Genomic DNA, 12,492 nt, shown 5'->3' with positions numbered 1-12,492 from the left:
GATGGAAAACAGTAAATGATAAAATTGATTTAAAATCAAACCTCAAAGTAGATCCAGAGGAGCGGTATTTACAAAACACTATTGCACCTTCTAAAGATATCGATGGAATTTGTATTGGAATTGTAAAATTGCAAAAGCTTCCGTTAATTACTAAAGAAAGCACCAACGAAAAATGTGCCTATATTGCTACTTACGGACTACAATCTGTGTTTTCAGATAATTTAGGTTTAGCAGTTTTTTAGGAAACTACAACGATTGAAAGCAGTGTAGAAGGAACAGATGACCATTTATTGATTTTCAAACCAAGTATAAAACCTATAGTATATTACTTTTTAATTCCATAGGAAAAAGAAAAACAAGGGATAAAAACGAAGGAAGATTTTATTACTTATCTCAATCAAAAATTATCCGATTTAAACAAAAAAGGAAAAATATAATACAATGAAAAGCAACTTAAAGAAATGGCAAATATGCTGCTGTGTTTTACTGTTTTTTAATTACAATGGTAATGCGCAAATGCAAATTGCTGCATTAAAAAATAGTAATGACACTCAAGTAACCCAAAAATGGTCGGAACGGATGGCTTTTTCTATTATGAAAAAATATCCAGAAGCTTGGCAAATTGATGATCATGCAGAACCCAAATGGGATTATAAAATTGGTATGATTTTAACCGCTTTTGAAAAGCTTTACCATACGACTAAAAACCCTAAATATTACGAATATATAAAAGGATATGCCGATGTTTTGATTGATGACAAAGGAGCTTTTAAAAAATTTGATCCGCAAGATCACAATATCGATTTTATTAATGCCGGAAAAATACTTTTTAATTTATACGATACCACAAAAAGTCAAAAATATCTAATTGCATTAAAAACATTAAGAAGACAATTTGACGATCACCCAAGAACGCCATCAGGAGGCTTTTGGCACAAAAAAATCTATCCTAATCAGATGTGGTTAGATGGATTGTATATGGGAGAACCTTTTTATGCTCGCTATACAGCTGAATTTGAAAACAACGAAAAATTAAATGATGTCGCACTTCAATTTGAACTTCTTCATCAACATGCATTTGACAAAAAAACAGGCTTATATTTTCATGCATGGGACGAGAGCAAACAAATGCCATGGGCTGATAAACGAACCGGAACTGCACCACATATTTGGTTAAGAGCTTTAGGTTGGTATGGAATGGCTTTAGTAGATGTATTAGATTATTTTCCAAAAAACCATCCAAAACAAAAAGAATTAGTACTCTATTTGAATCAATTGGCTACAGCAGTTAGTAAATACCAAGACCAATCAGGTTTATGGTACCAAGTTCCAGATTTAGGAACTAGAAAAGGAAATTATTTAGAAGCTTCCGGTTCATCAATGCTGGTTTATGCACTGGCAAAAGGAGTTCATAAAGGATATTTGCCCTCAAATTTTGAATTGACTGCTACTAAAGGATTCGATGGTATAATTAAAAACCTAATAAAAATAGATGACGATGGTCAAATGCATATTACACAAGTTTGTGCAAGTGCTGGCTTAGGTGGTATCCCTTATAGAGATGGCTCTTTTGAATACTATATAAATGAAAAAATAAAAGTAGACAATTCTCATGGCTTGGGAGCATTTCTTTTAGCTGCAATTGAATTAAATAAATAATAAATTAATACTATTAAAACCAAAATTATGATAAACAAAAAATTAAACCTTTTCAAAACTCTAACGCTTTTGCTAACATTTGCAGTATTAGGTTGCAAAACTACAGCGCAAAAAACGGTTACTACTACCGATTCAAAAAATCCAATTTCATCAAACCTAAAATGGTCGGAAAGAATGGCTTTGACATTGATGAAAAAGCATGATAAATCTTACATGATTGACGATTCCAAAGCGCCAAATTGGGATTATGTTCACGGACTTGTTTTGCATTCATTTGAAGAATTATACGCTAAAACAAAAGATGCCAAATACAACAATTACGTTACGGATTATGTAAATACTTTAGTAAAAGAGGATGGTTCTATTGATAGTTATAAATTTAATAATTACAATATTGATATGATTGTAGCTGGACGTCTACTATTTAATATATACGACACTACAAAAGATAAAAAATATTTACTCGCCATGCAATTGTTACGCAAACAAATTGAAGAACAACCTAGAACGCCAAGTGGCGGTTTCTGGCACAAAAAAATATATCCAAACCAAATGTGGTTAGATGGTTTGTATATGGGAGAGCCATTTTATGCTCAGTATACTCAAGTTTTTGAAAATGGAAAAAGTTTTGATGATATCGCCAAACAATTTGAACTTATAAATAACAATGACAAAGACCCTAAAACAGGCTTGTTATACCACGCTTGGGATGAAAGTAAAAAAATGCCATGGGCAAACAAAGAAACCGGAAAATCTCCCAATTTCTGGTCTAGATCTCTAGGTTGGTATGCAATGGCGCTTGTAGATGTATTAGACTATATGCCAAAAGACCATCCAAAACAGAAGGAATTAGTTGAATATCTTAATGATTTAGCAGTTGCTTTAGTAAAAGTACAAGACAAATCAGGACTTTGGTATCAAGTCCCAGATATGGGAACTAGAGATGGAAATTATCTTGAAGCATCAGGTTCAGCCATGTTTGCTTATACCTTCGCAAAAGGTGCCAACAAAGGATATTTGCCTTCTAAATACAAAGCAATTGCAGCTAAAACATTTGATGCAATGACGTCTAAATTAGTAAAAGTTGAAGCTGATGGTTCTGTAATTATTACTCAAGCATGTGCTGTAGCTGGTCTTGGAGGGAATCCGTATAGAGATGGTTCTTATGAATATTATGTAAATGAAAGAAAAAAAGACAATGATCCTAAAGCAACAGGACCGTTTATATTGGCTGCTTTAGAGTTAAATAAATAAAAACAAAACTATAATTCAAATGAAATTTATAAAAATAATTTCACTTATTTTATGTTGTATAGCACTTCAAAGTGTAATAGGACAAGTATCGAATAATAGCTATCGTTCCCAAGTCTGGGTTGCAGACAATGGTGATGGTACATATAAAAACCCTATTCTCTTTGCTGATTATTCTGACCCAGATGTAATTAGAGTCGGTGATGACTATTATATGACTTCATCTTCTTTTAATGCTGTTCCGGGTTTACCTATTCTACATTCAAAAGATATGATCAATTGGGAGTTGATCAATTATGCATTACAAAAACAACCTCCTTTTGATGTGTATGACAAACCAGGACACGGAAATGGTGTTTGGGCTCCTTGCATTCGCTATCACAATAATGAATTTTATATTTATTATCCAGATCCAGATTACGGAATATATATGGTTAAAACCAAAGACCCAAAAGCAACTTGGTCAGAACCAATTTTAGTAAAAGAAGGAAAAGGATTAATAGATCCTTCTCCTCTTTGGGATGATGATGGTAAAGTATATCTCGGATATGCATTTGCAGGAAGCAGAGCAGGAATAAAAAGTCTTTTGGCTATTTGCACTATGAACTCAGAAGGAACTCTAGCCAATAGTGATGATGTTATAATAATTGACGGTCATGAAGGCGAAACTACTATCGAAGGTCCTAAATTATACAAAAGAAATGGATACTATTATGTTTTTGCACCAGCAGGAGGCGTTCCTATTGGTTGGCAAACAGTAATGCGTTCTAAAAACATTTATGGTCCTTATGAAAAAAGAAAAGTATTAGAACAAGGAAAAACAACTATTAACGGTCCACATCAAGGAGCCTGGGTAACAACTCAAACGGGTGAAGATTGGTTTTTTCATTTTCAAGACAGAGGAGCTTACGGAAGAATCGTTCATCTGCAACCTATGAAATGGGTAAATGACTGGCCAATAATGGGAACAGACCAAGATGGAAACGGAATAGGTGAACCTGTTTTGAATTATAAAAAACCGAATGTTGGTAATAAAAAATTATCTATTGAAACACCACCTGAAAGTGATGAATTCAATAGTCCAAGTCTAGGTTTACAATGGCAATGGCATGCTAACAAACAAGTATATTGGGGATTCCCATCTACAATGGGTTATTATACCCTGTATTGTCAACCTATGCCAAAAGAAGCCACAAATTTATGGGATGTGGGGAATTTGTTATTGCAAAAATTTCCAGCGGAAGAATTTACAGCCACTACTAAAATGACTTTTAATGCCCGTTTTGATGAGGAACAAACAGGTTTATTAATCATGGGATTGGATTACAGCTACCTAAGAGTACTACAAAAATCAGGAGAATTGTATGTTTCGCAAGTAAGCTGCAAGGACGCTGATAAAAAAGGAGTTGAAAAAGAAAGTGATTCAGTGAAGTTAAAAAGCAATACTTTCTATTTACAAGTAAGAGTAACCAAGGGAGGAATTTGTAAATTCTTTTATAGCGAAGATGGCACAAAATTCAATCCAATAGGAGAACCTTTTACTGCAAGAGAAGGAAAGTGGATTGGTGCAAAAATAGGTTTCCTAGCATTAAGAAAAGGAGTAATTAATGATGCCGGAAATGTTTTAATAGACTGGTTTCGAATTAATAAATAAAAAAAAATGAATACAATTAAAAAAATACTAGGTGTCCTGTTTATTTTAATAACAATACACACTTCGGCTCAAGTACACGATAAATCTTGGAGAAGTATCACTGAAAATAAAGAAGGAGAATGGTTTGCTTCAGATGAAGCCAAAGCAATTGCCGAAAATGTTTTGCTGTACCAACGCAATATTGGTGGTTGGCCTAAAAATATTCAAATGCAAATGCCACTTTCGAGTGCAGAAAAACAGCAGTTGATTGCTCTTAAAAGTGACTTACACGATATTACTACCGACAATGGAGCCACGTATCAGGAAATGGTTTTCCTTTCAAAAATGTACCGACAAGTACCTGATGAAAGGTATAAAAAAGCATTTCTATTAGGTTTAGATTATATTTTAGAAGCCCAATATGACAATGGAGGGTGGCCACAATTTTATCCTTTAAAAAAAGGCTATTATACACATATTACCTATAATGATGATTCCATGGTTAATATTCTTGATGTTTTAAAAGAAATCAAAGATAAAACAGACTATTTTTCTATAAAACCATCTAATGAAACTATTCAAAAAGTGCAATTGGCGTTTGATAAAGGAATCGATTGTATCCTAAAAACGCAATACAAACAAAATGGTGTACTTACCGTTTGGTGTGCACAGCACGATGAGAACACGTTATTGCCCGCAAAGGCCAGAGCGTATGAATTACCTTCTCTAAGCGGACAAGAGTCCGTAAATATTGTTTTGCTTTTAATGTCTATTGAAAATCCATCCAAAGAAATTGTCAATGCAGTTGATCATGCTGTAATATGGTTAGAAAAAACAAAAATTACGGGTTATAGAGAAGATCGTTTTCCAATAGAAAACAGCACAAAAAAGGAAAAAGTTCTCGTAAAAGACCCAAACGCGGATCCTATGTGGGCCCGTTTTATGAACCTTGAAGACAATACTCCTTTTTTCTGTGATCGTGACGGAATTAAAAAAGCTTCTTATGCTGAAATTGGTCAAGAACGTAGAGTTGGATACGCTTGGTATAACGATCGTGCCAAAAAGGTTTTAAAAGAATATCCAAGTTGGAAAAAAAAAACGGAAACCCTAACTGAAAAAGTTATTCAAAAAACGAATTCAGCCCCTAAAGACGAATTTAATATTGTAGTTGACAAAAATGGAAGCGGCGATTTTACCAGTATCCAAGAAGCCATAAATGCATCAAAAGCATTTCCATCAGAAAGAATTACCATTTTTATTAAAAACGGAACCTATTATGAAAAAGTAAAAATTCCGTCTTGGAACCCACAAATTTCTTTAATTGGCGAAAGCCGTGAAAAAACAATCATCACCTATGATGATTACTTCAATAAAATTAACCTAGGTAGGAACAGTACATTTTATACCTACACTGTTTTAGTTGAAGGAAATGATTGTATTGTCAAAAACTTAACCATACAAAACTCCTCTGGCCCAGTAGGTCAAGCCGTAGCATTAAATGTAAATGCCAATAGAGTTATTATAAGTAATTGCTCATTATTAGGAAATCAGGACACGCTTTATATATCGGGAGAAGGCGCCAAGAACTATTTTAAAGATTGTTATATCGAAGGCACAACCGATTTTATTTTTGGAGAGGCAACCGCTTTATTCGAAAATTGTATTATTCATAATAAAAGTAACTCCTATATAACAGCTGCTTCGACACCTAAAGACACTGAATTTGGCTATGTTTTTAAAAATTGCACGCTTACTGCAGATGAAGGTATAAATGAAGTTTATCTCGGAAGACCTTGGCGAATTTACGCTAAAACGGTTTACATTAATTGTAAAATGGGCAAACATATCAAACCAGAAGGTTGGGACAATTGGTCTAAATCAGATGCTGAAAAAACAGCTTTCTATGCGGAATACAATTGCAGTGGTGAAGGTTTTCAACCCGAAAAAAGAGTCAGTTGGTCACATCAACTAAAAAAATCAGAAGCAAAGAAATACACTTCAAAGAATATTCTTGGAGAAGACTTAAACTTATCTAGTCAGGTTTGGAATCAAAAAAAACAATAATTGTCAATATAAACTTTAACTATTTTTTTTATGAAAAGTAAGATTATTAAGGAATTTACCAGAAGAGATTTTATTAAATCTACTGGAGTTGTATTAGCAGGTTCGATGGTTTCAACTTCTGCATTCGCTAGTGTTTTAGGTGAAACTAAAAGCGGTAAAAGAAGAGTTGCCATGGTAGGAACCGGAAGTCGAGGAAATTCGTTGTACGGGAAATTTTTAATGAAAGAATATGGTGATTTAGTTGAATTTGTAGGTTTGTGCGATAGTAATGAAGGCAGAGTCAAGTATTCCAAAAAAAATATTGGAGTGAATTGCCCAACATTTACTGATTTCGATAAAATGCTCGACACGGTAGCTATGGATTTACTTATCGTTACGACTGTCGATGCTACACATCATGAGTTTATTATTAAAGGTCTGGCTAAAAACATTGATGTTCTTACCGAAAAGCCCATGACTACTGATGAAACGAAGTGTCAAATGATTATAGATGCTGAAAAAAAATCGAAAGGAAAATTGATAATGGCGTTTAATTATCGATATGGAAAAGTATTTACAAAACTGAAAGAAGTTATCGAATCTAAAGAAATTGGTGAATTAATTTCAGTTGATTTACATTGGTATCTCAATACTTATCATGGTGCAGATTATTTCAGACGCTGGCATGGATTAAGAAAAAACTCAGGTACTTTATTACTCCATAAATCGGCACATCATTTTGATTTGTTGAATTGGTTTATAGGTTCAGACCCAGTTGAGGTTTATGCTAATGGAGCACTTGAAAAATACGGTAAAAACAATTCTTTCCGCGGTACCAATTGTAGACCTTGTGTCCACAAGGACAAGTGTTCGTTTTATTGGGATATGACCAAGGATGAAGAATCTATGAAATTATATGCTGATAACGAAAAGTATGACGGTTATTTAAGAGACAATTGTTTGTTTAGAGAAGAGATAGACATCTACGATAAAATGTCGGTATTAATTAAATATGCCAATAATGTAGAAGTTACTTATTCCTTAACGACCTACTCCCCTTTTGAAGGCTACCGTTTTGCTTTTAATGGTAAAGACGGAAGATTAGAAACCGAGGAAGGAATTCCATGGAGAGGCAAAGAAAATGAAGATCAATCGAATATTCATAGTACTGAAATGAATCAGTCTTCGCATGCAACTGAAACTCAAAAATACCACGAAATTGTCTCACAGCGTAATTTTGAAGATTACAAAAAAACAGAATTACCCTATCTTCGAAGCGGGCATTGGGGAGGTGATAAATTAATGTTTGATGAAATTTTCAGAGGTCAAAATGAATATCCTACATTCCATCATGCTGCCAATGTCAGAGATGGTTCCACTGCCGTTTTAATTGGTATAGCTGCCCGAAAAAGTATTGAAGAAGGACGTCCTATTAAAATTGCTGAACTTACAGATTTAGTGCCACAAGTGAACAAATGGAAAAATATTTAATTCAAACAATATGAAAAATGGATTTTTATATATAGTCCTTATACTTTTCTCTAATTGTATTTTTGCTCAACTGAATCAAAAAGAAAAGGAAGTTGAAATTAATAAAATTGTCAATAGAATCCATTTGCCAAAAATACCTAATTATGCTATATCTGTAGTTAAATATGGTGCGAAAGGTGATTCTGTAACCAATTGCAAACGCGCTTTCGACAAAGCAATGAAAGCCTGTGAAAGAAGAAATGGTGGTACAATTATCGTTCCAAAAGGAACTTATACTATCAACGGCCCCATTCACTTTGTAAGCAATGTACGATTACATTTAGAAGAAGGTGCAAAAATCCGATTTGGTTCGAATCCAAAAGATTACCCACTTGTTTTAACCAGTTGGGAAGGTACAATGTTGTATAATTACAGTCCAATGATTTATGGATACAATGTCGAAAATATTGCTATTACCGGAAACGGGATTATTGATGGTGAAGCATCAAATTCTTGGATAAAATGGAAAACGCTAGAAAAGGAAGACCAACAACTTAGTCGGGATATGAACCATAACAAGGTGCCTATCGAAAAGCGAATTTTTGGTGAAGGACATTATTTACGACCTCAGCTAATACAGTTTGTAAATTCTAAAAACATTCTAATCGAAGACGTTCAGATAGAAGATGCTCCTTTTTGGTGTGTTCATTTATTAAAAAGCAAAAGTATCACCATAAGAGGTGTAAAATATGATGCCCATAACTACAATAATGACGGAATAGATCCTGAATATTCTAGTGATATTTTAATCGAAAACGTAAAATTCAACAATGGTGATGATAATGTTGCTATTAAGTCTGGAAGAGATGACGAAGGTCGAAGCAATTCGGACACACCATCAGAAAATATTGTGATTCGAAATTGTGAATTCAAAGGATTGCATGCCATTGTCATTGGAAGCGAAATGTCAGCAGGAGTACGCAACGTTTATGTAGACAATTGCAAGGCAAGCGGTTATTTAAAAAGAGGACTTTACATTAAAACTAATTCAGATCGAGGAAGCTATATCAAAGATATTTATTTCTCAAATATAGCCTTTGCAAAAGTAGAAGATTGCATTTATATTACTTCCAATTATCATGGAGAAGGCAGTGGATTAAATCCTTCAAAAATTTCCGAAATATATTTTTCAAATATTAGTTGTGAACTGGCGACCAATACTGGAATTGTAATTGAAGGTTACCCGAATAAAAAAGTGGAAAACATTAAATTAGATACCATAACAATACAATCAGCAAAAAACGGAATGACGATTACTAACACCGAAAATGTAAGCTTTAATGAAGTTACAATTGGCGAAAAAGCAACCATTCCAACTGCAGTGAAATAAATGATTTAAAAACTAACATGATACATACAATGAAAAGAATTTCATTTTTACTAGTACTACTTATCTCCCTAAATTGTTTTGCACAAAAACCAACAATCTACGGCATTGGCGATTCTACAATGGCTAATAAAGTAAATCCCAATGAAAATCCTGAACGCGGTTGGGGACAAATGGTACCACTCTTTTTAAGTGATAAAATACAATTCGACAATAGAGCTGTTAATGGAAGAAGCACCCGAAGTTTTATTAACGAAAAATTATGGGATGCTGTTTATAATAAACTAAAACCAGGTGATTATGTATTTATCCAATTTGGACATAATGATGCCAAAGAAAAAGATTCGTTGCGTTACACCAATCCGCACACTGCTTATCGACATAACTTGATTCGTTTTGTAACTGAAACACGAGAAAAAGGAGCAACTCCAATCATTTTCTCTTCGATAATACGAAGAAATTTCAACGAAGTTGGCGTTTTGATACCTACTCATGGCGATTACACACTAGAAGCCCGATTGGTTGCACAAGAATTAAATGTTCCCTTTATAGATATGGAATATTATACGGAATTATTAGAGCAATCCTATGGTCCTGAAAAATCAAAAAAATTACATTTGCATTATAAAGCGGGCGAAATCCCTTATTACAAAGAAGACAAAGCAGATGACACCCACCTTTGTGTCAAGGGAGCAACAGAAGTTGCAAAGATTGCAATAAACGAATTAATGAAAACCAAACTTGAGTTAGTGAATTATATTAAGAACTAAACATTCTAATTTTATTATTATTCGAAAAATAAATCATCTTATTTTTTAAAAATTATATTATAAATCATTATTGTCCTATAAAATTAATTCTTTATAAAAGTACAGTCCTTACGGGACAAATCACATATTACAACTTTATTACTACCAATATTTAACCTCTACGAGGTAAGCTCCGTTAAGAGCAAAATATTGGTAGAAATAAATCAAGCAAATCCAATCCTAATGTCCCGTAGGGACTGTACCTATTCTGTTTTATCTATTGAGAAAAGAATTAATCGGAAAACAATGATTTTAAATAAAAATAGTAGTAAACGAATTCTATCAAATTTTCAAAATGAAATTATTTTATTTATTTTAATACATAATCAATACCTTTCATTTCATAGTAAGTTCGTTTATTTTCTGATTTTTAACTTCAAAAATTAGAACTATATATTTTTTAATCTAAATAATTATATTTATATTTGCAATCGATTACATTGAACTGTTATAGTAATGTAATTTAAGCACTTATCGCAATAATTAAATTAATCATTTTTCAAAAATGAAAAAAATAGTTTTACTTGGAGTCTTTGTATTATTTCTGAATTCTGTTTCAGGTCAAAATTATTATATGGAAAATCCTGAAGGATTTGGTGCAGCTGCCACTGGTGGCGGAACTCCAACTTCGGCTAATACTGTAACCGTTGATACCTATGCCAAATTAAAAACTGCATTAACAGCAACCACAACAGCTAATTCTGTAATTTTAGTTTCAGGAATAATAGATTGTAGCTATACTAGCGTAACGCTTAACAATAAAACCATTATAGGATTACCAGGAGCAAAACTTAGAAATGTTCAGATAACCGTTACTTCAAATCCTCCTTCGGCTAGTGATTGTACAACATCTTCTGCAAATTCGGGTATTCTTTATATTAAACCTGGTTCAAAAAACGTAATCATTAGAAATCTTATTTTTGAAGGACCTGGTGCTTTCGATGTTGATGGTAGAGACAACCTTACTTCTGAAGGAACTGATATTTGGGTAGATCATTGCGAGTTTCAAGACGGAATGGATGGTAATTTCGACAATAAAGGAGCTTGTGATAACACAACTATTTCATGGTGTAAGTTTACCTATTTAAAACCTGCAATAGCTGGTGGATCTGGTGGATCCAACGATCATCGATTTACAGATTTAATAGGTTCTAGTAGTACCGATTTTCCTTCATCTGATACTGGATTAGGTCGTTATAGTATTACTTTTAAAAACTGTTATTGGGCTGATGGCTGCAAAGAAAGAATGCCTAGAGCAAGAAACGCAGAATTACATATACTAAATTGTTATTACAATACCAATGTTTCAGGGTCATTAGCCATAGGTTTAGGAGGAGGAGTAAAAAATACTACCTGTTATGTTGAAAACACTGATTTTGCTAAAATTGGTACTGTCTATAGAAGCTATATTAGTACCGATGGAGGAACAGTTGGTATTGCATTTGACGGTTGTCTTAAAGGTGCTGCCAATGTTGGAACGGTTTCCAAACCAACCTATAATTATTCCGTTCTTCCTGTTACAGATGTAGCTACATATGTTACAGATATAAATTGTGGTGCTGGAGCCACATTGAGTGTAACTTCTACAGGAGTTATTTCTACAAGCTGTCCTAACTTAAGCACAAAAAACTACCAAAGAAATTTCGGAACTATTTATCCAACTTCGGTTGATTCTAATTTAAATATAGACCTATCTGATTCGGCTTCAGGAGATGCAACCATAACCCTATTTTCTGCTTCAGGAGTAAAAGTATATTCTTCTTTAAAAAAAATCAATCCTTCTGAGAAATTATCTATTAATGTAGCCAACTTAACTAAAGGCTTGTATTTATGCCAACTTAAACTAGGGGAAACTACAACAACATCGAAATTTATTAAGAAATAATGCTGAACAACAGCATATTTAAATAGGAGAATGAGCAAGAATAGGTAGTAAAATAGAATGGATCAATCCCAAAACCTGTGGAGCGACAAAAATTAAGCATAAATATTTGTTAGTCTAAAAAGGAAAAACTCAATATTTCTAACCCCTCTGAATTGAGATCTAAATGCTTTTATTTTGGCATTGAAAGACTCAGCCGAAGCATTTGTACTTCTGTTATCAAAATAATTCAATATGGTTTGGTAATGATTGATTATTGTTCGGGATATTGTATTGAAAGACTTGAACCCTGATTGATTTACTTTTTCGTGCCATTTGGCAAGTCTAGCAAAACCAATAATTTTATCGGTAGTTTTTT

Annotated in this window: 10 protein-coding genes; 9 read left to right on the top strand and 1 reads right to left on the bottom strand. The window is 33.3% G+C overall.

Translation table 11 applies throughout. From position 1 onward, the window contains the following. Nucleotides 1-23: 23 nt before the first annotated feature. The 9 genes from E0F76_RS19940 (at nt 24) to E0F76_RS17445 (ending at nt 12,137) form a co-directional block, all read left to right on the top strand. Entirely contained in the window at nt 24-242 is a 219-nt protein-coding gene (locus E0F76_RS19940; protein WP_281275299.1) for a hypothetical protein, read from the top strand. A 199-nt stretch (nt 243-441) separates the two neighbouring features. Beyond that, the gene (locus E0F76_RS17480; RefSeq protein WP_342773100.1) at nt 442-1,659 is read left to right on the top strand and encodes a glycoside hydrolase family 88/105 protein; all 1,218 of its coding nucleotides are present in this window, start codon (nt 442-444) and stop codon (nt 1,657-1,659) included. A gap of 27 nt (nt 1,660-1,686) precedes the next feature. Next, on the top strand, nt 1,687-2,913 hold the full coding sequence (locus E0F76_RS17475; protein ID WP_132009239.1) for a glycoside hydrolase family 88/105 protein: 1,227 nt from the start codon (nt 1,687-1,689) through the stop codon (nt 2,911-2,913). Between the two features lie 19 nt (nt 2,914-2,932). Continuing rightward, a complete protein-coding gene (locus E0F76_RS17470) occupies nt 2,933-4,564 on the top strand; it encodes a glycoside hydrolase family 43 protein (RefSeq protein WP_132009236.1) in 1,632 nt (543 codons plus the stop codon). A gap of 6 nt (nt 4,565-4,570) precedes the next feature. Then, complete coding sequence (pelA, locus tag E0F76_RS17465; protein ID WP_132009233.1) at nt 4,571-6,607, top strand: pectate lyase; 2,037 nt, start codon at nt 4,571-4,573, stop codon at nt 6,605-6,607. Nucleotides 6,608-6,637: 30 nt separating this feature from the next. Further along, nucleotides 6,638-8,077 (top strand): Gfo/Idh/MocA family oxidoreductase, encoded by a 1,440-nt coding sequence (locus E0F76_RS17460; RefSeq protein ID WP_132009230.1) that lies wholly within the window; start codon nt 6,638-6,640, stop codon nt 8,075-8,077. A gap of 10 nt (nt 8,078-8,087) precedes the next feature. Further along, nucleotides 8,088-9,446 (top strand): glycoside hydrolase family 28 protein, encoded by a 1,359-nt coding sequence (locus E0F76_RS17455; protein ID WP_132009227.1) that lies wholly within the window; start codon nt 8,088-8,090, stop codon nt 9,444-9,446. A 29-nt stretch (nt 9,447-9,475) separates the two neighbouring features. After that, nucleotides 9,476-10,213 (top strand): rhamnogalacturonan acetylesterase, encoded by a 738-nt coding sequence (locus tag E0F76_RS17450; RefSeq protein ID WP_132009224.1) that lies wholly within the window; start codon nt 9,476-9,478, stop codon nt 10,211-10,213. 544 nt (nt 10,214-10,757) lie between these two features. Further along, entirely contained in the window at nt 10,758-12,137 is a 1,380-nt protein-coding gene (locus E0F76_RS17445; protein ID WP_132009221.1) for a T9SS type A sorting domain-containing protein, read from the top strand. A 92-nt stretch (nt 12,138-12,229) separates the two neighbouring features. On the opposite strand, the gene E0F76_RS17440 is transcribed toward E0F76_RS17445, so the two are convergent. Continuing rightward, on the bottom strand, nt 12,230-12,492 hold a 263-nt coding region (locus E0F76_RS17440), incomplete at its 5' end, for a transposase (RefSeq protein WP_165932686.1).

The sequence above is a fragment of the Flavobacterium cellulosilyticum genome (assembly GCF_004349355.1).
Classification (GTDB): Bacteria; Bacteroidota; Bacteroidia; order Flavobacteriales; family Flavobacteriaceae; genus Flavobacterium; species Flavobacterium cellulosilyticum.
The sequence above is the reverse complement of the archived record's forward strand: the minus strand, read 5'-3'. Positions and strand labels throughout refer to the sequence as shown.

Excerpts from the sequence above, each read along its gene's own strand:
- E0F76_RS17480 (WP_342773100.1), top strand. The coding sequence starts at position 442 with ATGAAAAGCAACTTAAAGAAATGGCAAATATGCTGCTGTGTTTTACTG.
- E0F76_RS17475 (WP_132009239.1), top strand. The coding sequence starts at position 1,687 with ATGATAAACAAAAAATTAAACCTTTTCAAAACTCTAACGCTTTTGCTA.
- E0F76_RS17470 (WP_132009236.1), top strand. The coding sequence starts at position 2,933 with ATGAAATTTATAAAAATAATTTCACTTATTTTATGTTGTATAGCACTT.
- pelA (WP_132009233.1), top strand. The coding sequence starts at position 4,571 with ATGAATACAATTAAAAAAATACTAGGTGTCCTGTTTATTTTAATAACA.
- E0F76_RS17460 (WP_132009230.1), top strand. The coding sequence starts at position 6,638 with ATGAAAAGTAAGATTATTAAGGAATTTACCAGAAGAGATTTTATTAAA.
- E0F76_RS17455 (WP_132009227.1), top strand. The coding sequence starts at position 8,088 with ATGAAAAATGGATTTTTATATATAGTCCTTATACTTTTCTCTAATTGT.
- E0F76_RS17450 (WP_132009224.1), top strand. The coding sequence starts at position 9,476 with ATGAAAAGAATTTCATTTTTACTAGTACTACTTATCTCCCTAAATTGT.
- E0F76_RS17445 (WP_132009221.1), top strand. The coding sequence starts at position 10,758 with ATGAAAAAAATAGTTTTACTTGGAGTCTTTGTATTATTTCTGAATTCT.